Below are 20,764 nucleotides of genomic sequence, written 5' to 3' on the forward strand. Positions count from 1 at the left end.
TCCATGTCGCTCGACGAACTGAAGTCCGCCGTACCGGACTACGCCAAGGACCTGCGCCTGAACCTCGGTTCGGTGATCGGCAACAGCGATCTCCCGCAGCAGCAGCTGTGGGGCACCGTGCTGGCCTGCGCGATCGCCTCGCGATCGCCGCGCGTGCTGCGTGAGCTGGAGCCCGAGGCGAAGGCTCAGCTGTCGCCCGACGCGTACACGGCCGCCAAGTCGGCCGCCGCGATCATGGCGATGAACAACGTCTTCTACCGGACGCGGCACCTGCTCTCCGACCCGGAGTACGGGACGCTGCGGGCCGGCCTGCGGATGAACGTCATCGGCAACCCGGGCGTGGACAAGGTGGACTTCGAGCTGTGGTCGCTCGCCGTCTCCGCCGTCAACGGCTGCGGGCAGTGCCTCGACTCCCACGAGCAGGTGCTCCGCAAGGCGGGCGTCGACCGGGAGACGATCCAGGAGGCGTTCAAGATCGCGGCCGTCCTCCAGGCGGTCGGTGCCACGCTGGACGCCGAGGCGGTTCTCGCCGAGTAGTCCTCGCGCGCCCCGGGCAGTCCAGGCCCGCCTGAACTTTCAGGGCCCCGTTCACCTTTGTGGTGGACGGGGCCCTGAGTGTTGGCGTCCCTCGGGAACCCGGCCCGCCGCAGGACCGCGGCGGCCTGAAGGCTCTACGGCGTCATACGGCCGGGCGGGAGGGTCCTACGGCGTCGGACGGTGGGCCGGGGACGCGTCCAGCGCGGTGGCGCCCCGGGGTTCCGGGGCGTGCCGCAGGTCCGCTTCACGGGCGTACGAACGCAGGTACACGACCACCGTGTTGGTCACCGCGACCAGCGGGACCGCGACGACCGCTCCACCGATGCCGGCGACCATGCCGCCCGCGGCCACCGAGAGGACCACCGCGAGCGGGTGGACGCGGACCGCGCGGCCCAGGATGAACGGCTGCAGGATGTGACCCTCGATCTGCTGGACGGCGAGGACCACGAGGAGGGTCATGACGGCCGCGAAGACACCCTGGGTCACCAGGGCGACCACCACCGCCAGCGCCCCGGAGATCACCGCGCCCACCAGCGGGATGAACGCGCCGAGGAAGATGAACACGGCGAGCGGCACGGCCATGGGGACCTTGAGGAAATAGATGCCCAGGCCGATGAAGATCGCGTCGATCATGGCCACTATCACCGTGCCGCGGACGTACGCCGTGAGCGTGCGCCACGCGCGCGGGCCCGCGCCCGCGACCCCGGTCCGGGCGGCGGCCGGGACGAGCTTGAGCGACCACTCCCAGATCCGCTTGCCGTCGTAGAGCAGGAAGAGGGTCGAGAACATCGTGAGCAGGATGCCCGTGAGGGCCTCCACGACCACCGTCACGCCCTGCAGGCCCGCCGACGTGATCTGGTCCGTGTTCGCGCCGATCGCCTCGCGGAGGTTCTTCGCGATCTTGTTGATCTGCTTGTCCGTCACATGGAACGGGCCCTTGAGCAGCCACTTGCGCAGCTCGTCGATGCCGTCCTGGATCTGGTTGGAGAGGTTGTCGATGTTCTCCTGGACCTGCCAGACCACGAACCAGCCGATCAGCCCCATGATGACGAAGCCGAGGATCGCGGTGAGCGCGGTGGCGAGCCCGCGCGGCACCCCGTAACGCGTCAGCCGGGCCACCGCCGGCTGGAGCAGCGCGGTGATGAGCAGCGCGGCCACGAAGGCCAGCACCACGAGCTGTACGGCGCTGATGACGCGCATCAGCACCCAGACCGCGCCCGCGAGGATGAGCAGCCGCCAGCCTGCCTCGGCTGCGACGCGCACCCCCCACGGCACGGCGAAGGCGGGGTCGGGACGCTGGGACGTCACCGTGTACGCGGCTGTCGTAGCCGTTTCCTCGGAAGGCCGCTGGACCGGGAGCGCGGACGGCTCGGCGTCCGTCACCGAGTCCTTGGGAGACTCGGGAGCCTCCGGGAGGGTGCCAGGTGTGCCGGGAGCGCGCACGTCGAGGACGCCCTCGCCGTCGAGCGGTCCCTGGGATTCAAGCTCGACCTCGGCGCGGCGTTCGTCCAACCGCTCACCCAGCTCGGTGAGTCCGGCGCCGAGCCTGCCGAGCCATCCTGGTACACGCGACATGAAACGTCCTTTTCCCCCGCTGCTCCCCACCACTCCCCCCTGGAGTCGTCGGGTCCGACCGTACATGGCCGAAGCCCCTCCCCCTAGGACGGGGAGGGGCTTCGCAAGGTTGAGCGGCCGGCGAAAGGCGCGGGGCCTAGTACCAGCTGTTGGCCTGCCAGAACGACCATGCGTCACAAGGACTGCCGTACCGGCTGTTCATGTAGTTGAGGCCCCACTTGATCTGCGTGGCCGGGTTCGTCTGCCAGTCGGAACCGACGGACGACATCTTGGAGCCGGGCAGGGCCTGGAAGAGACCGTAGGCACCCGAGGAGGCGTTGACGGCGTGGTAGTTCCAGCTCGACTCGTGGTTCACGATGTTGCTGAAGCACTGGAACTGACCGCTCGGCACCATCTGGGCCGCCATCGCCTGGATCTGCGCGACGGTGTACGAGGACTGGACGGAGAAGCTGGAGGCGTCACGCGTCGCGGAGCGGCTGGCCGCTTCCGCGGCCGCCTTGCGGGCCTTGGCTTCCTTCTCGGCCTTCTCCGCAGCCTTCTGCTTCGCGACGGCGTCGTCGGCAGCCTGCTTGCGGGCGGCTTCCTCCGCGCCCTTCTTGGCGCTCGCGTCCGCGGCGATGGCCTGGGCATCGGCCTGCTGCGTCAGTGACGCGGTCTGCACCTGGGCCTGCTGGCCCGCAGGTATGTCAGCGAGGAGAGTCGAGTCGCTCGCCGTCGCCTCGGCATCGTTCGAGGGCTGGGCGACGCTGCCCGAGGCAACTCCGACCACGCTTCCGACAGCGGTGACCGCCGTGGCCGAAGCCACTGCGAATCCCCGGACCGAAATCCGGCTCACACGGTTTCCTTCCAGCATCGCCCGTTTAGGTGACCCTCGCGGACGCAATCGTGCCCCTCGGCGCTGGCCTCCCAACTGCGGGGTCACGGGGAGACACGGGCCCGGTGGGCAACTCCCGCTCGGGGAGCGCCGCGTGGTGCGCGGGCGGCATACGACGGCTCTATGGAGTTCTGAGGTTCCGGTGTTTCCGTACCGCTGGGGGTACAGGTGTGTCGTATGCGGGGCCTGACAGGAGTGAGACTTTAGCCGCAACCCGACGCCGCACGGCAATTCCGCGTCGCGTGTGAAAGCTCACACCCCGTTTGCCTCAACTGTTTCCTGGAAACTCCAGCGCAGCAAGACGCCGCCCGGCTAGGCTTTTTGCCTTTGCCGGGCGGCGCCAACCAGCGTGTATCCACCAGCCTTTGACGGGGCGAGGACAGTCGGGATCAGATCTGCCCGTCCTCCAGCATTTCGGTCACGAGTGCCGCAATCTGGGACCTCTCCGAACGATTCAGCGTGACGTGCGCGAAGAGCGGATGGCCCTTCAACTTCTCTACGACGGCGACCACTCCGTCGTACCGCCCGACGCGCAGATTGTCCCTTTGCGCCACATCATGGGTCAGAACAACCCGCGAATTGGCGCCGATTCGGGACAGAACGGTCAGCAGGACGTTCCGCTCCAGGGACTGCGCCTCGTCCACGATCACGAACGCGTCGTGGAGCGAGCGGCCACGGATGTGCGTGAGCGGCAGAACCTCCAGCATGCCGCGCGCGGTCACCTCCTCGATGACCTCGCGGCTGGTGACCGCGGAGAGCGTGTCGAACACCGCCTGCGCCCAGGGGCTCATCTTCTCGGACTCGGAGCCGGGCAGATAGCCGAGCTCCTGCCCGCCCACCGCGTACAGCGGCCGGAAGACCATCACCTTCTGGTGCTGGCGGCGTTCGAGGACGGCCTCCAGGCCCGCGCAGAGCGCGAGCGCGGACTTGCCGGTGCCGGCCCGGCCGCCCATCGACACGATCCCGATGTCCGGGTCGAGCAGCAGATCGAGCGCGATGCGCTGCTCGGCACTGCGGCCCTTGATGCCGAACGCCTCACGATCGCCGCGTACGAGCCGGACGTCACCCTCGGCGGTGACACGGCCGAGGGCCTTGCCGCGCTCCGACTGGATCGTCAGACCCGTGTGCACGGGCAGGCCGGCCGCTTCGGGGACATGGACGTGTCCCTCTTCGAAGAGGATGTCCACCTGCTCGCCGGCCAGGCTCAGTTCGGACATTCCGGTCCAGCCGGAGGAGCCCGTGATGGCGAGCTCCGCGCGGTACTCCTCGGCGAGGAGACCCACGGAGGACGCCTTGATCCTGAGCGGCAGGTCCTTCGAGACGACGGTGACGTCGTACCCCTCGGCCTGCAGGTTGCGGGCGACCGCGAGGATGCGGGAGTCGTTGTCCCCCAGGCGGTACCCGCTGGGCAGGACGCTGGGGTCCGAGTGGTTGAGCTCGACCCGAACCGTCCCGCCGAGCTCCCCGACGGGAATCGGGGAGTCGAGGCGGCCGTGCCGGACCCGGAACTCGTCGAGCAGGCGCAGGGCCTGCCGGGCGAAGTAGCCGAGTTCGGGATGGTGCCGCTTGGCCTCCAGCTCCGTGACCACGACGATCGGAAGCACTACTTCATGCTCGTCGAAGCGGCTCAGGGCATTCGGGTCGGCCAGCAGGACGCTGGTGTCGAGAACATAGGTGCGCCGGTCTGGCTTGCGGCGCTTTGTGCTGGTCACCACGGAAGGACGTACCCCCTCGGATGAGGTCGGGGAGCGACGAAGGAGATCTGGACCGGTTACCGGCACCGATGCACGGGCCGAAAACCGGCCCTCCGCTTCGTCCGTACTGACCGCACGGTCGGGCTGGTGCAAAGGGCCTCCCGGGCGGACGGCCCCGAGCCGTCCGCTGAGATACGACACCCGTGGTTCGGGCATCGACCTGCAAGGCTTATGCCCTCGAACGAGCGAAGCCATGCCACGGCATATGACGGCGCGTTCGTTAACTCCCGATGACGTACGTCCCCACAGGGCGCCCCGGGCAACGCGGGGCACCCCGGAATTCAGCCTCCGTAACGACGGTGTCGCGCCGCGTAGTCACGCAGGGCGCGAAGGAAGTCGACCTTGCGGAAGGCGGGCCAGAAGACTTCGCAGAAGTAGTACTCGGAGTGAGCGGTCTGCCAGAGCATGAATCCGGACAGCCGCTGCTCGCCGCTGGTGCGGATCACCAGGTCGGGATCGGGCTGGGCACCGGTGTAGAGGTGCTTGCCGATGAGGTCGACGTCGACGCGCTCCGCGAGGTCCTCCATCGAGGTGCCCTTGTCGGCGGCGTCGAGGATCATCGAGCGCACGGCGTCGGCGATCTCCTGGCGGCCGCCGTAGCCGATGGCGACGTTGACGACTATCCCCTCGACGTGCGCGGTGGCCTCCTCGGCCTCCTTGAGCGCCGACTGCATCGGGGAGGGCAGGATGTCCCGCGTACCGACGTGGTGCACCCGCCAGCGGCCGTCGGCCGCCAGGGTGCGGACGACGCCCTCGATGATGCCGAGGAGCGGACCGAGTTCCTCCTGCGGACGGTCGAAGTTGTCGGTGGACAGCAGCCAGAGGGTGACGACCTCGACATCGGTCTCGGAGCACCAGCCGAGGAACTCCCCGATCTTGTCGGCTCCGGCCCGGTGGCCCTGGGCGGTGGTGGAGCCCGCCGCCTTCGCCCAGCGCCGGTTGCCGTCCATGATGACGCCGATGTGCTTGGGCACCTGGTCGTGATCGAGGTGGCCTTCCACCCTGCGTGCATAGAACCTGACCAGCAGACGGCGCAGGTTGTCGCGCAAGGTCACGTGTTGTCAGCCCCTCCGTGCGGATCGGACAGCCGCGCCCGAGCACAGTCCCTGTCCATATGACGATCCCCCGGGGCGAAGCCTACCCCCGCGAAACGCGGGAGCTGCCGAGGGGCCTGTGAGCCCTGACATAGGTTCGTCCCCATGAACGACCCCTCTCTGTACCGGGCCGCAACGGAGCGGTACGACTCGATGGAATACCGGCGTACGGGCCGCAGCGGCCTCAAGCTGCCCGCGATCTCGCTCGGCCTGTGGCACAACTTCGGCGACGACCGCTCGCTGGACTCCCAGCGCGCGATCCTGCGCCGCGCCTTCGATCTCGGCGTCACCCACTTCGACCTCGCCAACAACTACGGGCCGCCGCCCGGCTCCGCGGAGATCAACTTCGGCAGGCTGCTGAAGGAGGACTTCGCGCCCTACCGGGACGAGCTGGTCATCTCGACCAAGGCGGGCTACCTCATGCATCCGGGGCCCTACGGCGAGTGGGGCTCCCGCAAGTACCTATTGTCCTCCCTGGACGCCTCGCTGCGACGGATGGGCGTCGACCACGTCGACATCTTCTACTCGCACCGCTTCGACCCGGACACCCCACTGGAGGAGACGATGGGCGCGCTCGCGTCCGCCGTCCAGCAGGGCAAGGCGCTGTACGTCGGCGTCTCCTCCTACACCAGCGAGCAGACGGCGGAGGCGGCCCGGATCCTCACCGGGATGGGTGTCCGTCCGCTCATCCACCAGCCCTCGTACTCGATGCTCAACCGCTGGACCGAGGACGACCGCCTGCTCGACACGCTGGAGGCGGCCGGCATGGGCTGCATCTCCTTCGCGCCTCTCGCGCAGGGCCTGCTGACGGGCAAGTACCTCCAGGGCATCCCGGAGGGCTCGCGTGCCACCCAGGGCAAGTCGCTGGACCCGGACCTGCTGAGCGACGACGTCGTACGTCGGCTGAACGGGCTGAACGACATCGCGGCCCGGCGCGGCCAGTCCCTCGCCCAGCTCGCGGTCACCTGGGTGCTGCGCGACGAGCGGATGACCTCCGCCCTCATCGGCGCGTCCAGCGTGCGGCAGCTGGAGGAGAACCTGGCGGCGCTGGCTGCCCCGAAGCTCACGGCCGAGGAGCTGAAGGAGATCGACACGTTCGCGGTGTCGACACAGGGCACGAACATCTGGGCCCAGCGGCACTGAGTCACCGGAATCCCGGGCCGCGCCGGGCGGCCCGCCCGGGGGGCGCACGGGGGCGCCTGCCGGGGGGGGGGCGTCGAGGACACAAAAAACGGGCCGGTCCGTGGGGGGGGAGACGGACCGGCCCGAGGGGGGGTTTCCACCATAACCCTTCGTAAGTGATGCTGCGTGCATCCGCGTGCCACAACTACTCTCCGGAGTCACCCGGCGACGCCTCGGTGAGCGCGGAACCATCGATTCCGGGTGTGATCATGGCCGAATCGCAGCGGATTCAAAGGGAATCACGGAGGATCGGGAGAGATCCAATGGGTCTGCGCCCGCTTATGGGGCGTGGCGCCGACTTGTCCCCAGGTACTCCGGGCGAGTGATCCGCGTGGCGCGCTCCCGCTTGACTCCGGCGCTAACTTCGCACCCATGGCCACGTTCACGACGGACACGACGGAGGGGACGGCCGAGCCGGTACCCCTGGAGGTCGCCGCGTCGGCGCGCGCCCGGCGGCGCGGACTGCTCGGGCGCTCGGGGATCGAGGGCGCGCTGCTGCTGACACCGGCGAACTCGGTGCACACACTGGGGATGCGGTTCGCGATCGACGTCGCCTATCTGGACCGGTCGTCGCGGGTCCTGGCGGTGCGCACGATGCGTCCGGGCCGGCTGGGACTGCCGCGGCCGCGGGCCCGGCAGGTCCTGGAGGCGGAGGCCGGGGCGATGCGGCTGTGGGGAGTGCGGCGCGGGGCGCGGATCACGGTCCAGGACGACTGACAGCACGTCACCCGGCAAGGCAGCACCGCGCAGCCCCCTCCGCTGCGCGGTGCCACACGCGCAGCTTTGCTCACGCGAATTACCTTGGTCTGAACTTACGTGAGCCAAACATCCAGGGCGACACGCGCTCGATAACGATGTGGAAAACCCGTGTGGATGTGATGCCCGCCGGGAGGCGCCCCGGCGGGCATCGTCCGTCATCCGGACGGACATCTCACACCGAGCGCCCCTCAATGGGATGCTTTCGGTCAATCTGCTCGGGCCCGCGTGGATCACTCCGCCCGCCCGCGTTGCGCGCGTCGCCGGGGCTCCGCACAGCGGACAGGAACTGACCTCTTTCCCGTCTAGCGTCGGCCGTATGACCTTGAGGATCACCTGGGCCGAGGCGAGCGCCCGGCGCCTGGAACGGCAGTTCCTGTCCATTCCCGCACGGGCCGGGACACCGGTCGCCGAGGTGGTCGGCGCGATGCTCGGCGCCCACGCGCAGGTGCTGTCGGCGGCGGAGGTGTCGGTGGGCGTACGGGCCGAGGGCGTGACCCGGGCGGACGTCCGCGCGGCACTGTGGGAGGAGCGCTCGCTGGTGAAGACGTACGGCCCACGCGGCACCCTTCATCTGCTGCCGGCCACCGGGCTCTCCTTCTGGACCGCCGCTTTGACGGCGATTCCGACCGGTCCGAGCCCCTTCGCGCAAGATGCGCGGATGACCGCGGCGCAGGCCGACGAGGTCGTCGCCGCGATCGCCGACGCCCTGGCCGGCACCTCGCTGACCCTCGACGAGCTGAGCGAGGCGGTAGTGGCGCGCACCGGAACGTGGGCCGGGGACCTGGTGATGCCCGCGTTCCAGGGGATGTGGCCGCGCTGGCGGCAGGTGATGCACCGGGCGGGCCAGCGGGGCGTCCTGTGCCTCGGCCCCAACCGGGGGCGCAAGGTGACGTACACCCGGCCTCCGCACTTCCGGCCGATGGCCGCCGACGAGGCACTCTCCCTGCTCGTACGCCGGCATCTGCGCGCCTACGGTCCGGCGACGGCAGCGCACTTCGCCCAGTGGGCGGCGGCTCCCCGGGGCTGGGCCCGCGACCTGTTCGCCGCGCTGGCCGACGCCGGGGTGATCGAAGAGGTCGACTTCGCGGGCGGACCGGCGTGGGTGGCGGCGGGCGACACCGACTTCCCGGGTGAACCGGCGTGCGGAGTCCGGCTGTTGCCGTACTTCGACGCGTACGGCATCGGCTGCCGACCGCGTGAACTGCTGTTCCCCGGGGCCGCCTACGAGCGGGCGCTGGCCCGCGGCCAGGCAGGGAACCATCCGGTGCTGCTCGTCGACGGCGTGGTGTCCGGGGTCTGGCACCAGCGGCGCAGCGGACGCCGCACGACGGTCACCGTGGACCCGCTGGTACGGCTGACAGCGGCGCAGGAGAGGGAGTTGGCACGACAGGCGGAACGGGTGGGCGAAATCCTGGAGGCGACACCGGAGTTGGTGGTGGGGAAAGTGACGTCGGGGCCGCATGCGTGACGGCACGGGTGCGTGGGTGACGGCACGGGTGCGTGGGTGACGGTGGGGGTGCGTGGGTGACGGTGGGGCCGTTTGCCTGGCCGCGGGGTCGTGTGGCTGACGGCGGACCGCGGGCGTGGTCGCGGAGTCGTAGGACCGACAGCAGGCCCGCGGCGTGGTCGCGGGACGCTCGCGCGGTGGCTGGGCCTGCGGGTCTGCGGTCCCCCGGGGCCTGTGTGGTAGCTAGTCCCGCGGATCTGCGGTCCCCCGGGGCTTGCGTGCCTCGATCAGGAAGCGGGCGCTGTGTGCGACGAACGGGCCCTGCGTCTCGATCTGTTCGTGCAGGGCGCGGAGCCTTTGCCGGTAGGCGTCGACGGTGAAACCCGGGACCATCCAGATCACCTTGCGCAGGAAGTGGACGACGGCGCCGACGTCGTGGAACTCCATGCGCAGCCGCTCCGAGCGCAGATCGACGACGTCGAGCCCGGCGGCCTCGGCGGCGGCACGGGCGCGGCCCGGGTCGCGGCCGTTCCTGACCTCCTCAGGCTGCGGGCCGAGGAAGTACTCGACGAGCTCGAAGACGCTCGCGGGGCCGACCTGCTGGGAGAAATAGGTGCCGCCGGGGCACAGCACGCGAGCGATCTCGTCCCAGTACGTCGCCACCGGGTGCCGACTGGTGACCAGGTCGAAGGCCCCGGCCGCGAACGGCAGCGGCGCGTCCTCCGGGCAGGCGACCACCACGGCGCCCCGGGGGTGGAGCAGGGCGGTGGCCTTCGCGGCGTTCGGCGGCCAGCCCTCGGTGGCGACGGTGAGCGCGGGCAGCTTCGGGGCGGAGTTCAGGACCTCCCCGCCGCCCGTCTGGATGTCGAGGGCGCCGCGCGCGCGGGCCAGCCGCTCCCCCATCGCCCGCGCGTACCCCCACGAGGGCCGCTCCTCCGTGGCCCGGCCCTCGAACCAGGAGAAGTCCCAGCCGTCGACGGACGCCGTCTCAGCTTCGGCGACGAAGTTTTCGAAGGTGCGCGCGGTGCTCATGGGGCGATTCTCGCAACGGACGCGGTCGCGGGGCGACGTGATTTCCCGGGCGGGTGATGTCAGTGGCCGCTGCTACGTTCCGGGCATGCCTACGAATCCGGGAGCCACGCCGACGCCGTACACCGGCGGCGAGAAGGAAACCCTGCACGCCAGTCTCGACCGGCATCGGGACGCCGTGCTGTGGAAGCTCCAGGGCCTGGACGACGAACAGGTCAGACGGGTGATGACCCCGTCCGGCACCAATCTGCTCGGGCTGGTGAAACACCTCGCGTCCGTCGAGTACGGCTGGTTCTGCTCGGCCTTCGGCCGCGAGGTCGAGCCGCTGTGGTTCGACCCCTTCTCCGACGAGGACATGAGCGCGGGCCAGGACGAGACGACGGAGCGGATCGTCGAGTTCTACGGCCGCGCCCGCAGCGCCGCCGACCGGACCGTCACCGAGCTGACGCTCGACGACGTGGGCACGACGTGGAACGGACGGACGGTCTCGTTGCGCTGGGTGCTGGTCCACATGATCGAGGAGACGGCACGGCACGCGGGCCACATGGACATCGTGCGGGAGCTGATCGACGGGGGAACGGGGGATCACCGGCCTGACTGACGGGCCGGGACAGTCGGTCTCCTGCGTCATGACCGACCGGGCGGGTCCTGGGGGAGCAGCGGGCGTACCTGCCCGGCCGCGAAGCGGACGAACCCCTCGGGGTCCGGCTCGTCGGCGGTGGGCTGGAGGACCACCGTGTCGGCGCCGGCGTCCGCGAGCCGCTGGACGGCCTTGGCGACGGTGTCCGCGTCGCCCGCGACGCCGTGTTCCGGGACGGGGTCCTCGCCGTTGGCCTCGATCTCGGCGCGCAGCCGGGCGGCGGCGTCCGCCCCGGTGGCGGTGCGCAGATAGACGACCACCCGGTGGTGCCCGGTCGTCCGTCCGGCCGCCCGCCGTCCCTCGTCGATGAGCCGGAGTGCCCGCCGTACCCCGTCGACGGTGGTCGAGGCGGTGAGGACGGTGCCGTCGGCGGCCTCACCGGCGAGGCGGAGCGTACGGGGCCCGGCGGCGCCGGTGAGGACCTCGGGCGCCTCGGCGGGCGGCCAGTCGAGGGCGACACCGTCGAGCTTCACGTATCGCCCGTCGGTGGTCACGCGCTCGCCGCGCAACAGGGCGCGCAGCGCGTCGAGGTGCTCCCGCAGCAACGTCAGGGGCGACTCGGCCCGCGCCCCGACCTGTCCCATCCACTCCTGGACACCGTGGCCGACCGCGAGGACGGCTCGCCCGGGGAACAGCCGGTGCAGGGTGGCGGCCTCCATCGCGGTGACGGCGACGTTCCGCAGCGGGACGGGCAGGAGTCCCACTCCCACCCGCAGGCGCTCGGTCCAGGCGAGTGCGGCCGCGGCGGCGGAGATGCCCCCTTCGAGGAAACAGTCCTCCCACAGCCACAGTTCCTCGAGACCCGCCTCCTCCGCCTCGCGCACCAGGGCACGCAGCCGCTCGGGGGGCAGTTGGGGCCGGAAGACAACACCGAGTGACGTCATCCCGCCTTCCTACCCAGGTCACCCGCCAGGGACAACCGCTTTACGCGTCATCGGGGTCGGCGGAGGTGTCGGCGGAGGTGCTGTCGGTGCCGGTGTCGGCGGAGGTGTCGCGCTCGTAGCGCAGGAGTACGACGCCATTTTCGAAGATCCGCGTCTCGATGAGGCGGAGCCCGGTCGGGGCGTCGGACTCCGGGAAGAGCCGCTTGCCGCGCCCGATCAGCACGGGGTGGACGTACAGCCTGAACTGGTCCACGAGGTCGTGCCGCAGGAACTCCGCGGCGAGATCGGCTCCCCCGAGGCCGAGGTCGCCGCCCGGCTGCGCCTTGAGCGCCCGGATCTCCTCGGGCACGACCTCCGGTACGACCGTGGTGTGCCATTCGGCGTGCTTGAGCGTCCGGGAGAACACCACCTTGGGCATGTTCCGCCAGATCCCGGCGAACTCGGCCATCTCCGGGCTGATCTGCGGGTCCTTGTCGGCCGTCGGCCAGTACTCGGCCATCAGCTCGTGCGTCACCCGTCCGCTGAGCAGGGCGCCGAACTGCCTGATCTCGTCGTTGAAGTGCTGGAGCATCTCGGTGTTGACCTGGTGCCAGTCGATCTCGCGGTTCGGGCCCTCGATGAATCCGTCGAGGGACACCGACATCATCAACACGATCTTCCTCATGGCGGACTCCATCGACCTCGTGCGCGACCCGTTCGTCGGAGGAATGCTGCCAGGAGGCCGGGCGCCGGAGAAGGTGACGCGCGCGTCAGGCGCTGTTCCCGTTGGCCGGGCCCCTCGGGAAGGTCACCTCCACGCGGCGGTTCTTGCGGCGGCCCTGCTCCGAGGTGTTGTCGGCGATCGGGTAGTCCTCGCTGTAGCCACGCACCTCGAAGGTGATGTCCGCCTCCGAGGAACCGAGCGCGGCGGCCAGCCGGTCGTGCACCTGTTCCGCGCGGTTCTTGGAGAGGGTCAGACCGTGCGCGTACGAGCCGAGGTTGTCGGTGAATCCGAAGACGCGGACGGTCGTCGCGTGCTGGGCCCTGATCTCGTCCGCGATCGCCTGGATACGGGACTGGGATTCCGGGTTCAGTTTCGAGCTGTCCTTGGGGAAGAGGACCTCCGCCTGGAGCGCGAACGTCACGTCCGAGTTGGTGTCCTCCCGGCGCTCCTCACCTCCGAGGTCCTCCACGACCGACTTGATGTCCAGCACCTTGGCGGGCGCCAGCGTCGCCCCGTCGGCGAGCTTGAGCCCCGGGCTGGTGGCGTCGACTTCGGGGGGCGAAGGAGTGGTGACGCTGCCGGGCGGGGCGCTGGGGTCGCCGTCGTCCGCGTACGCGGGACCCGGAAGGCCGAGGGTGATCAGCACGGCGAGGGCCGTGAACGTCGTCGCGGCGCCGCGGGGCGGGAGGGCCATGGCTCAGCCCTCGGAGATCTCGATGGAGGCGGGGGGCATGGAGCCGACCTGGAAGTCGACGGCGGTGGTGTCGGCGGGGGGTGCGGGGAACTGGGCGAACCATTGGGCCGACTTACCGGCGTCCACACCACCGCCGTCGAACTTGGTGCACAGGCAGCGCCCTTGGGTGTCCCGCAGAACCAGGTACTTCTTCTTGCCCTTGCTGTCGGTCAAGGAGGCTCCGGCCATGGAGGCACCGTTCCGGCTCAACTCGCGCTCGTCGCCCCGCCAGTTCGCGGCGACCCAGAACTGGCCGCCACCGTTCGTCACCGTCCCGCTCACGGTCACGAATCCGCCCTGGTCCCGCACGGCCGAGGTGATCGTGAGCGTCACGTCGTCACCCTTGACCTCGGCCAGTATCTGGTCCTGGCTCGCTGTCGGCGACTCCTGCTTCGCGCCGTCGCCGCCCCCCTTGCCCGGCTGAGAGGAGGACGAGTCCGCCGTCGGCTTGCCGCCGCCATCTCCCCCGCCGCACCCGGACACCGTGAGGAGCAATCCAGTCGTGATCGCCACCGCGGCCATGGCCCTGCGGCCCTTCATGGTGTGCCGGAGATCCATCGGTACGGCTTCCTCTCACTCGGCCAGATGCACAGAGAACAGCACGGACGCGTCGGGAAGGTCGTCCGAATTGAAATGTTCGGGATCGATGTCCACAATGCGCCCGCCGCAGTCCAACTGCACGAGCTTCTTGGGATCCGCGTCAGTGGCGAAGGTGCAGCGAGGCTGGATGACTGCCGTCGCCTGGGCCGTGGCGTGACGGTTCTCCGTGCCCGGGATGATTGAGTCGCCCACCGTGTAACGGGTCTCGATCGCCACGCGATAGCCGGGGAATCCGTTCACGATGGCGGGCTGGGCACCGCCTCGCACCGTCGAGTCGTTCTCGGCGGCCAGCCGGTCGGCCGCAGCGGACGCTCCCACGCCTTGGAACCTGTCGCCGTTGAGCCAGTCCAGCCAGTGGTCGTCCGTACCGACGGCTCCCGTCAACCCGGCCATCAGCTCGTCTCGGGAGTCCTGTGCGGCCGCCAACGCAGCAGCGTCCGCCGCGGATTGAGCTCCATTGCGGGCGGACGCTGCTTGGGCGAAGGCGAAGAAGGCGAATGCGGCGAAGAGCAGGATCCCCGTCAGCCAGATATATATGGGAAGGGTCTGCCCCCGGTCGCCGCGGACCGGTCGGCTCAGCCGCCGCCGGTGACCTGGGTGACCGCGTTCCTGATCGCGGTGGAGATCAACCCGTCCAGGCCGATCTGGTCGATCAACGTGAAGATCCCCGCGATGATGATCATCAGGCCCGCGTACTCCACGAACCCCGCTCCCGCGTCCCGGTTCGTGCCCCGTGTCCGGGAGATCACCGTTCGTGTCCACATGGTGAACCTGTTCATCAGGACTGCCCTCCCGGCCGATGCCACTAGCGACCCGAGCACCGTATGTGAGAAGTCGCCTACACCGGGTGGGCCCAGGGGCCCAACTTCTCGGCCGAGGAGTCATCGGCTCCACCCCTCGTGGGTGGTGCCCAGCCAGTGGGCGATCGCTTCGCTGCGCGAAGAACTGTGCAGCTTCGCGAAGATGCGATTGATGTGATTCTTGACGGTCTTCTCGGCGATGAAGCAGGTGGCGGCGATCTGGCGGTTGTTCATGCCGGCCGCGATGAGGTCCATCACCTCCACCTCCCTTGAACTCAGGCCGAAGTCGGGCCGATGGCCGGCATGACGGTGAAGTCCCGCCGTTGGTGCGGGCCGAACCTCCGAAGACTGTGCCACAGTTGATTGCAGCTGCGAAGAGAAAGAGGGCGGTTGGTGCGAAAGTCCGATTGAATCCGGGACAGTCGGGGGTCGATTGGGAACGTCCCGTACGGCGGCGATCAGTTCGGCCGCCGTGAACTCGCCATGGACGAGATAGCCGGAGGCTCCTCTACGCAGGGCTTCCGCCACGACCTCGGGTTCGCGGCTGTATGTCAGCATCATCACCGGGGCGATCCGGCACAGTTCGGGCAGTGCGGTGAGGCCGTCCGTGCCGGGCATGCGCACGTCGAGCAGGACCACGTCCGGGATGAGGCGGGCGGCGCAGGCGAGTGCCTCCGCTCCGTCCCGGGCCGCCGCGACGACGGCGATGTCGGGGTGCGCGTCCAGCAGCGCGGTCAGGCCGGCCCGTACCACCGGGTTGTCGTCGGCGACGAGGACACGCAGGGGCGGGCCGGAAAGTGCCTGGTCAGGCATGTGCGGCCTCCTCTTGGGGAGTGGGGGGAGAGGGAAGGGCGGCCGACGGGAGCGGGAGGGTCAGCCGAACCTCGGTGCCCCCTCGCGGGGAGCGGTCCAGGGTGATGAGGCCGCCGACGCAGGCGGCCCGTTCGGTCATGCCGAGCAGGCCGAAATGGCCGGATCTCGTCCAGGCGGCGAGCATGGCGGGGGTCATGGCCGTCGGCAGGCCCACGCCGTCGTCACCTACGCGCAGCGAGAACCCGTGTGCCGACACGTCGAGTTCGACCGTCACCGCGCTCGCGCCCGCGTGCCGGTGGGCGTTCTCCAGGGCCTCGGACACGATCGCGAGGACGTGGTGGGCCGCGCTGCAGGGCAGGATCAGGCCCGTGCCCCGGTGTCGTACGGCGGTGGGAAGACCGGTTCGAGCCTCGAAGTCCGTTGCCATGGAACCGAGTTCCGGCAGGAGGTCGCTGTCCGGGTCCGTCAGGTCGGTGTGGCGCCGCAGGTCCGACAGGAGCGTGCGGGACTCCGCGGCGGCGAGACGCGCCGCGTCGGCCACGACCGTCGCCTGGCGTTTGAGCACCCGCGGGTTCGCGCCGTCCGCCGAGGCGGCCAGGGCCTCCGCCGCGAGTGCGAGGCCGTACAGCGTCTTGGCCACCGAGTCGTGCATCTCGCGCGCCAGGCGGGCCCGTTCGGACTCCACTGCCTCCGCGACGGCGAGCCTGCTGGTCGCCTCGGACAGGGCCCGGCTCGCCGTGCCGAAGCGGAACATCAGATTGCGCAGGGTCACGCCGATGATGCCGGCGCCGACGCAGAAGCCCGCGATGAGGAGGGTGTTGGAGCCCGCTCCCGGCCGGTGCTCCCAGGCCCTGAACACCGAGAGCAGGACGACGAGTTGGAAGCCGGTGAAGACGCCCGCGCCGCGCCAGCCGTAGAGCAGGCCCGAGAGGAGTGGGGTGCAGACCGTGGCGTAGGCGAGGGGGGAGGCCGGGGACGCGGTCAGGAGCAGGACCGCACCGAAGGTGAGGTCGAGGCCCATCAGGGTCGGGTGGGCCAGGAGCCGGGGGCCGAAGCGGTCCCAGTCCCGGAGCATGGCGTAGGAGCCCATGACGCCGAGGACGGCCGCGGCCAGGACGGCGTAGCGGGCGAGGCCGTCCGTGGCGTTCGACATCGCGAAGGGGGCGCCGACCGCGATGGCCGCGAGGCGGACGGCGAAGGCCTGACGGCACAGGGCCTGGAGGGCGTTGAGCTGGAGGCGGATGCCGCCGGGGGCGGGGGCGTCGTCCGCGAGGTAGCCGGTGCCCCGTCCGGTCCGGGCCTCGCGCTCATCCAGAAGAGCATGGTGCGAGACACGTCCGAAGGCGTCGCGTTCGCGGCTTCGCGCGAAAAGGGCGGACCAGCGCCACCGTCGGCCCGCGTGACCTCGACCGCTCAGGAAGGCGTTCATCAGCGCCCCAGGATCGAGCCGAAGTTCGTCCCCGAGCCCAGGAACATGCCCGTGGCGATGAGGATCATCGTGGCCGGGAGCATGAAGACGAGGGTGACCATCGTGGCCTTGGGGATGGTCTTGGCGGCGCGGCGGCGGGCGTTCTGGGCGTCGGTGCGGCGCATGTCCGTGGCGAGCTGGATGAGGGTCTCGGCGATCGGGGAGCCGAGTTCCTCGCCCTGTTGGAGGGCCGAGACGAACTGGGCCACCTGCTCTGAGGAGTTGCGCCTGCGGAGCTCGTCGAAGGCCTGGCGGCGGCTGACACCCATGTCCATCTGGCGCAGGGTGATGCGCAGTTCGTCGGCCCAGGGACCCTCGTACTTCTCCGCGACGCGGTCCAGGGCCTGGCGGAAGCCGAGGCCCGCAGAGACGACGACCGCGAGGACGTCGAGGAAGTCGGGCAGGGTGCGGTCGATGACCTCCTTGCGTTCGCGGACGGCCTGCCAGATGAGGGCGTCCGCGGCGACCAGGCCGAAGGCGAGGGTGAGCACGGCGAAGAGGAGCTGGCCGTTGGAGAGGAAGACCAGGCCGAGGACGACGCCGAAGACGCCGTAGACCGCGCGGCGGGCCGCGTAGCGGTTCAGCGTCATGCCGCCGGGGTTGCCCGCCATGTCGATGCGGCGGCGTTTGGCGTCCACGCGCCGGGGACCCATCAGGCGCAGGACGGTGGGCGCGAAGCGCATGCCGAGGCGGTCGACAGCCGAGTCCGCGGCGGAGACACGGGTGCCGCCGACCTCCAGGGCGAGCTGGAGATCGCTGGGGAGTTTGACGTCGGCGCGGATCATCCGGACGCCCAGGAGGACGCCCGCGACGGCCGCACCCATCAGGACGGCGAGCAGCAGCGGCAGCAACGTGACCCCTCCCTCACACTTCGATCTTGCCGAGTCGGCGGATGACGAAGAAGCCCACGGTGTAGAGGCCGAGGGCCAGCAGCACCAGGCCCTGGCCCAGCGGGGAGCCGGTGACGCGGGCGAGGGCTCCCTCGTTCGAGGAGTTGATCAGGACCAGCGAGCCGATGCCGAGGAAGGGGACCGTGAAGGCGGTCGCGTTGACCTCGGAGAGCATCGTGCGGACCTCGCGGCGGGTCTCCTTCCTGTCCTCCAGGGTCTGGGTGAGGTTACGCAGGGAGCTGACGACGGAGCCGCCCGCCTTGTTGGCGAGGACGAGGGTCGTGACGAGGACGATCAGCTCACGGGAGGGCAGGCGCTCGGAGAGCTCGCCGAGGGCGTCGTCGATGGTGCGGCCCAGCATCAACTGATCCGCCACATGAGCGAGTTCCTCGCCCGCCGGGGCCTCCAGCTCCTCCGCCGCCATGGCGAGCGCCGTACGCAGGGCGAGGCCGGCCGCCGTCGCGTTGGCCAGCAGGCGTGCCACGTCGGGGAGTTGGTTGATGAACGCCTCGATGCGCTTCTGGCGCTGCCAGTTGAGGAAGATGGCCGCGCTCCACACGCCGAGGACGGCGGCGATCGGGCCGAAGAACGGGGCCAGCGTGGCGGCCGCGATCAGCCACAGGGCGACGACCACGGTGGCGACGTAGGTGAAGAACTCCCCCGCCGTGACGTCGAGTCCGGTGGCCGTCAGGCGCAAGTGGATCGTTCGGCCGAGGCGGGTGCGGCGCAGCCGGCGGTCGATGCCCGCGAAGCGGCGGACGCGGCGGCCCGCCATGTGCGACGGGCCGCCGCCGGAGAGGCGGTCGACCAGATCCCGTCGCTGGGCGCGGCCCGAGGCGTAGGAGTGCACGCCCGCGACGGCGAGTGTGCCGCCGAGGAGCGTCCCGCCGAGGGCGAGGAGAGCGGGGTCGTTCACGGCTGCCTCCCTTCGGGGGTGGAGGACCCAGGTGTGGAGGACCCGGGGGTGGGCGACCCCGAGGTGGGGGACCCGGAGGTGGGGGACCCGGAGGTGGGGGACCCGGAGGCGGGGGACCCGGAGGCGGGGGACCCGGAGGCGGGGGACCCGGAGGCGGGGGACCCGGAGGCGGGGGACCCGGAGGTGGGGGACCCGGAGGTGGACGGCCGAGAGGTGGGGAACCCGGAGGTGGGGGATGTCATCCGATCGCCTGCCTGGTGTTGAGTACGTCGATGGCCTGGGCGACGCCGAAGGCGGGCGGCAGCGGCTCGTTGGCGACGTACAGCTTCTCGGCGACCGAGCGCGGGAGCGGGAGGTGCTCGAAGTGGCCCCGGACGACGCGGTCGGGACCGACCGGGCGGGGCACGAACCGGGTGACGGGGGTGACGCGGAACTGTTCGCGGCCGTGCGAGACGAGCAGCGCGACCTCCGTGACCTTGCGGGAGCCGTCGGCGTGCCGGGACAGCTGGACGACGACCTCGACGGCGGAGTTGATCTGGTCCTTGAGCGCCTCGAAGGGGATCTGGACCTCGGACATCGAACCGAGGGTCTGGAGGCGCATGAGGGCGTCCTCGGCGGAGTTCGCGTGGACGGTGGCGAGGGAGCCGTCGTGGCCGGTCGACATGGCCTGGAGCATGTCGAGGGTCTCGCCGCCGCGGACCTCGCCGACGATGATGCGGTCGGGGCGCATACGCAGCGAGTTGCGCACCAAGTCACGGATGGTGATCTGGCCCTTGCCCTCCACGTTCGGGGGGCGGGACTCGAGGCGGATGACGTGCTCCTGCTGGAGCTGGAGTTCGGCGGAGTCCTCGATGGTGATGATGCGCTCGTGGGAGGGGATCAGGCCGGAGAGCGCGTTCAGCAGGGTGGTCTTCCCGCTGCCGGTGCCGCCGCTGACGATGACGTTGAAGCGGGCCCGCACGAACGCGGCGAGCAGCATGAGCGTCTGCTCGTCGAGCGAGCCGAGACCGATCAGCTCCGAGAGTGTGTACGCGCGGGGGAAGCGGCGGATGGTGAGGGTGGGGCCGGTCAGGGCGAGCGGCGGGATGATGACGTTGACGCGCTCGCCGGTGGGCAGGCGGGCGTCGACCATCGGGTTGGACTCGTCGACGCGGCGGTTGACGGTCGAGACGATGCGCTCGATGGTCTGCATGAGCTGCTCGTTGGAGGCGAAGCGCAGCGGCAGCTGTTCGACGCGGCCGGCTCGCTCCACGAAGATCGAGTCCGGGCCGTTGACCATGATCTCGGTGATGGACGCGTCCGCGAGGAGGGGTTCGAGGACGCCGAGCCCGAGGGCCTCGTCGACGACCCGGCGGATCAGCTGGGAGCGTTCGGCGGTGGAGAGGACCGGGCCCTCGCGGCTGATGATGTGGCCGAGGACGCGTTCGAGCCGGACCCGGCGTTCGGCCGCCGCCAGGCTGGACATCTCGGCGAGGTCGATCTCTTCGAGGAGTTTGGCGCGGTAGACGGCGACGAGGTGTCCGTCCTCACGGGCGGGACCCCCCTCGTCGGGGGCGGCGATGCGGGAACGCAGGCTCATGGTGTCGGCTCCTCCCGGTCAGTCGTCGGTGGGCATGGTGGCGCGGCGGGTCAGGTCGTAGCCGGGGAAGAGAGGGATGACGCCGGGGACGTGGACCGTGACCGTCGCGGTGGTGAGGTCGGGGCCCTTTGCGGGCGGCGGGACCCGCGGATTGAGCCATCCGCTCACGGCAGCCTGTCCCGCCGCCCCGCCGTCGCCGCCCTGCGAGGCGACCCGCGCGGCGGCCCGCGCCCCGGAACCGGCCTGGTTGATGCCGTACCCGATGAGACCGAGCTGGATGGTCGCCATCCCGATCATCAGCAGGATGGGCAGGAACCCCACGAACTCCAGGATGGAGACACCCCGGTCCCCCCGAGGCCGTCGCGCCCCACAGAACCCGCCCACCGGGCGGAGCCCGGCCGCGGTGCGAGGCCGGGCCGCGGCCCGGCTCTCGGCCGTGGCGCGGAGCCCGGCCGTGGCGCGGAGCCGGGCGAACCCGCGGAGCCGG

At 70.5% G+C, this 20,764-nt stretch carries 22 protein-coding genes; 5 read left to right on the plus strand and 17 right to left on the minus strand.

The genetic code is table 11. From position 1 onward, the window contains the following. The first annotated feature begins 3 nt into the window (after nucleotides 1-3). Nucleotides 4-537, plus strand: coding sequence for an alkyl hydroperoxide reductase (locus tag ACFYR3_RS08410; protein ID WP_389282115.1), 534 nt, complete (start codon nucleotides 4-6; stop codon nucleotides 535-537). A gap of 165 nt (nucleotides 538-702) precedes the next feature. On the opposite strand, the gene ACFYR3_RS08415 is transcribed toward ACFYR3_RS08410, so the two are convergent. The 4 genes from ACFYR3_RS08415 to ACFYR3_RS08430 all read right to left on the minus strand — a co-directional run bounded on the left by ACFYR3_RS08415 (nucleotide 703) and on the right by ACFYR3_RS08430 (nucleotide 5,795). Continuing rightward, complete coding sequence (locus tag ACFYR3_RS08415; RefSeq protein WP_355847648.1) at nucleotides 703-2,112, minus strand: AI-2E family transporter; 1,410 nt, start codon at nucleotides 2,110-2,112, stop codon at nucleotides 703-705. 136 nt (nucleotides 2,113-2,248) lie between these two features. Then, on the minus strand, nucleotides 2,249-2,965 hold the full coding sequence (locus ACFYR3_RS08420; RefSeq protein WP_355847645.1) for a transglycosylase SLT domain-containing protein: 717 nt from the start codon (nucleotides 2,963-2,965) through the stop codon (nucleotides 2,249-2,251). Nucleotides 2,966-3,375: 410 nt separating this feature from the next. After that, nucleotides 3,376-4,701, minus strand: a complete 1,326-nt coding sequence (locus ACFYR3_RS08425) for a PhoH family protein (protein WP_355847642.1) — start codon at nucleotides 4,699-4,701, stop codon at nucleotides 3,376-3,378. A gap of 320 nt (nucleotides 4,702-5,021) precedes the next feature. Next, nucleotides 5,022-5,795 carry an isoprenyl transferase gene (locus ACFYR3_RS08430; protein WP_355847639.1) on the minus strand — a complete coding sequence of 258 codons (774 nt, stop codon included), beginning with the start codon at nucleotides 5,793-5,795 and terminating at the stop codon, nucleotides 5,022-5,024. A 144-nt stretch (nucleotides 5,796-5,939) separates the two neighbouring features. Between ACFYR3_RS08430 and mgrA the strand changes: the two genes are divergently transcribed. From mgrA to ACFYR3_RS08445, 3 genes are all read left to right on the plus strand, one after another. After that, on the plus strand, nucleotides 5,940-6,977 hold the full coding sequence (gene mgrA / locus ACFYR3_RS08435) for an L-glyceraldehyde 3-phosphate reductase (RefSeq protein ID WP_355847636.1): 1,038 nt from the start codon (nucleotides 5,940-5,942) through the stop codon (nucleotides 6,975-6,977). 411 nt (nucleotides 6,978-7,388) lie between these two features. Next, complete coding sequence (locus ACFYR3_RS08440) at nucleotides 7,389-7,733, plus strand: DUF192 domain-containing protein (RefSeq protein ID WP_355847633.1); 345 nt, start codon at nucleotides 7,389-7,391, stop codon at nucleotides 7,731-7,733. Between the two features lie 358 nt (nucleotides 7,734-8,091). Next, complete coding sequence (locus ACFYR3_RS08445; protein WP_355847631.1) at nucleotides 8,092-9,243, plus strand: winged helix DNA-binding domain-containing protein; 1,152 nt, start codon at nucleotides 8,092-8,094, stop codon at nucleotides 9,241-9,243. A 222-nt stretch (nucleotides 9,244-9,465) separates the two neighbouring features. Here the strand turns inward: ACFYR3_RS08445 and ACFYR3_RS08450 are convergent, their stop codons facing one another. Further along, nucleotides 9,466-10,254 carry a class I SAM-dependent methyltransferase gene (locus ACFYR3_RS08450; protein ID WP_389282119.1) on the minus strand — a complete coding sequence of 263 codons (789 nt, stop codon included), beginning with the start codon at nucleotides 10,252-10,254 and terminating at the stop codon, nucleotides 9,466-9,468. 85 nt (nucleotides 10,255-10,339) lie between these two features. Between ACFYR3_RS08450 and ACFYR3_RS08455 the strand changes: the two genes are divergently transcribed. Next, on the plus strand, nucleotides 10,340-10,852 hold the full coding sequence (locus ACFYR3_RS08455; protein WP_389282121.1) for a DinB family protein: 513 nt from the start codon (nucleotides 10,340-10,342) through the stop codon (nucleotides 10,850-10,852). A gap of 26 nt (nucleotides 10,853-10,878) precedes the next feature. Here the strand turns inward: ACFYR3_RS08455 and ACFYR3_RS08460 are convergent, their stop codons facing one another. The 12 genes from ACFYR3_RS08460 to ACFYR3_RS08515 all read right to left on the minus strand — a co-directional run bounded on the left by ACFYR3_RS08460 (nucleotide 10,879) and on the right by ACFYR3_RS08515 (nucleotide 20,598). Next, the gene (locus ACFYR3_RS08460) at nucleotides 10,879-11,775 is read right to left on the minus strand and encodes an LLM class flavin-dependent oxidoreductase (RefSeq protein ID WP_389282123.1); all 897 of its coding nucleotides are present in this window, start codon (nucleotides 11,773-11,775) and stop codon (nucleotides 10,879-10,881) included. A gap of 40 nt (nucleotides 11,776-11,815) precedes the next feature. Next, complete coding sequence (locus ACFYR3_RS08465; protein WP_389282125.1) at nucleotides 11,816-12,439, minus strand: dihydrofolate reductase family protein; 624 nt, start codon at nucleotides 12,437-12,439, stop codon at nucleotides 11,816-11,818. An 85-nt stretch (nucleotides 12,440-12,524) separates the two neighbouring features. Further along, a complete protein-coding gene (locus ACFYR3_RS08470; RefSeq protein ID WP_389282127.1) occupies nucleotides 12,525-13,172 on the minus strand; it encodes an OmpA family protein in 648 nt (215 codons plus the stop codon). 3 nt (nucleotides 13,173-13,175) lie between these two features. Continuing rightward, nucleotides 13,176-13,769 (minus strand): hypothetical protein, encoded by a 594-nt coding sequence (locus tag ACFYR3_RS08475; protein ID WP_355847613.1) that lies wholly within the window; start codon nucleotides 13,767-13,769, stop codon nucleotides 13,176-13,178. A gap of 15 nt (nucleotides 13,770-13,784) precedes the next feature. Further along, nucleotides 13,785-14,390: a pilus assembly protein TadG-related protein gene (locus ACFYR3_RS08480; RefSeq protein ID WP_355847793.1), complete on the minus strand. Its 606-nt coding sequence runs from the start codon at nucleotides 14,388-14,390 to the stop codon at nucleotides 13,785-13,787. Beyond that, nucleotides 14,387-14,590, minus strand: coding sequence for a hypothetical protein (locus tag ACFYR3_RS08485; protein ID WP_355847610.1), 204 nt, complete (start codon nucleotides 14,588-14,590; stop codon nucleotides 14,387-14,389). The genes ACFYR3_RS08480 and ACFYR3_RS08485 overlap by 4 nt, the downstream gene beginning before the upstream one ends. Nucleotides 14,591-14,692: 102 nt before the next feature. Continuing rightward, a complete protein-coding gene (locus ACFYR3_RS08490; RefSeq protein ID WP_355847607.1) occupies nucleotides 14,693-15,424 on the minus strand; it encodes a response regulator transcription factor in 732 nt (243 codons plus the stop codon). Further along, on the minus strand, nucleotides 15,417-16,853 hold the full coding sequence (locus tag ACFYR3_RS08495) for a sensor histidine kinase (protein ID WP_389282130.1): 1,437 nt from the start codon (nucleotides 16,851-16,853) through the stop codon (nucleotides 15,417-15,419). The genes ACFYR3_RS08490 and ACFYR3_RS08495 overlap by 8 nt, the downstream gene beginning before the upstream one ends. Then, nucleotides 16,853-17,743 carry a type II secretion system F family protein gene (locus ACFYR3_RS08500; protein WP_261702241.1) on the minus strand — a complete coding sequence of 297 codons (891 nt, stop codon included), beginning with the start codon at nucleotides 17,741-17,743 and terminating at the stop codon, nucleotides 16,853-16,855. The genes ACFYR3_RS08495 and ACFYR3_RS08500 overlap by 1 nt, the downstream gene beginning before the upstream one ends. Before the next feature lie 13 nt (nucleotides 17,744-17,756). Beyond that, nucleotides 17,757-18,698, minus strand: a complete 942-nt coding sequence (locus tag ACFYR3_RS08505; protein ID WP_261702240.1) for a type II secretion system F family protein — start codon at nucleotides 18,696-18,698, stop codon at nucleotides 17,757-17,759. Between the two features lie 238 nt (nucleotides 18,699-18,936). Further along, a complete protein-coding gene (locus ACFYR3_RS08510; protein WP_355847598.1) occupies nucleotides 18,937-20,277 on the minus strand; it encodes a CpaF family protein in 1,341 nt (446 codons plus the stop codon). Nucleotides 20,278-20,295: 18 nt separating this feature from the next. Continuing rightward, nucleotides 20,296-20,598 carry a TadE/TadG family type IV pilus assembly protein gene (locus tag ACFYR3_RS08515; RefSeq protein WP_389282133.1) on the minus strand — a complete coding sequence of 101 codons (303 nt, stop codon included), beginning with the start codon at nucleotides 20,596-20,598 and terminating at the stop codon, nucleotides 20,296-20,298. Nucleotides 20,599-20,764: the final 166 nt, after the last annotated feature.

The sequence above is a fragment of the Streptomyces sp. NPDC005784 genome (genome assembly GCF_042871525.1).
Taxonomy (GTDB): Bacteria; Actinomycetota; Actinomycetes; order Streptomycetales; family Streptomycetaceae; genus Streptomyces.

Coding starts and splice junctions, on each gene's coding strand:
- ACFYR3_RS08440 (WP_355847633.1), top strand. CDS start 7,389: ATGGCCACGTTCACGACGGACACGACGGAGGGGACGGCCGAGCCGGTA.
- ACFYR3_RS08470 (WP_389282127.1), bottom strand. CDS start 13,172: ATGGCCCTCCCGCCCCGCGGCGCCGCGACGACGTTCACGGCCCTCGCC.
- ACFYR3_RS08445 (WP_355847631.1), top strand. CDS start 8,092: ATGACCTTGAGGATCACCTGGGCCGAGGCGAGCGCCCGGCGCCTGGAA.
- ACFYR3_RS08485 (WP_355847610.1), bottom strand. CDS start 14,590: ATGAACAGGTTCACCATGTGGACACGAACGGTGATCTCCCGGACACGG.
- ACFYR3_RS08450 (WP_389282119.1), bottom strand. CDS start 10,254: ATGAGCACCGCGCGCACCTTCGAAAACTTCGTCGCCGAAGCTGAGACG.
- mgrA (WP_355847636.1), top strand. CDS start 5,940: ATGAACGACCCCTCTCTGTACCGGGCCGCAACGGAGCGGTACGACTCG.
- ACFYR3_RS08410 (WP_389282115.1), top strand. CDS start 4: ATGTCGCTCGACGAACTGAAGTCCGCCGTACCGGACTACGCCAAGGAC.
- ACFYR3_RS08420 (WP_355847645.1), bottom strand. CDS start 2,965: ATGCTGGAAGGAAACCGTGTGAGCCGGATTTCGGTCCGGGGATTCGCA.
- ACFYR3_RS08455 (WP_389282121.1), top strand. CDS start 10,340: ATGCCTACGAATCCGGGAGCCACGCCGACGCCGTACACCGGCGGCGAG.
- ACFYR3_RS08460 (WP_389282123.1), bottom strand. CDS start 11,775: ATGACGTCACTCGGTGTTGTCTTCCGGCCCCAACTGCCCCCCGAGCGG.
- ACFYR3_RS08495 (WP_389282130.1), bottom strand. CDS start 16,853: ATGAACGCCTTCCTGAGCGGTCGAGGTCACGCGGGCCGACGGTGGCGC.
- ACFYR3_RS08490 (WP_355847607.1), bottom strand. CDS start 15,424: ATGCCTGACCAGGCACTTTCCGGCCCGCCCCTGCGTGTCCTCGTCGCC.
- ACFYR3_RS08510 (WP_355847598.1), bottom strand. CDS start 20,277: ATGAGCCTGCGTTCCCGCATCGCCGCCCCCGACGAGGGGGGTCCCGCC.
- ACFYR3_RS08415 (WP_355847648.1), bottom strand. CDS start 2,112: ATGTCGCGTGTACCAGGATGGCTCGGCAGGCTCGGCGCCGGACTCACC.
- ACFYR3_RS08475 (WP_355847613.1), bottom strand. CDS start 13,769: ATGGATCTCCGGCACACCATGAAGGGCCGCAGGGCCATGGCCGCGGTG.
- ACFYR3_RS08465 (WP_389282125.1), bottom strand. CDS start 12,439: ATGAGGAAGATCGTGTTGATGATGTCGGTGTCCCTCGACGGATTCATC.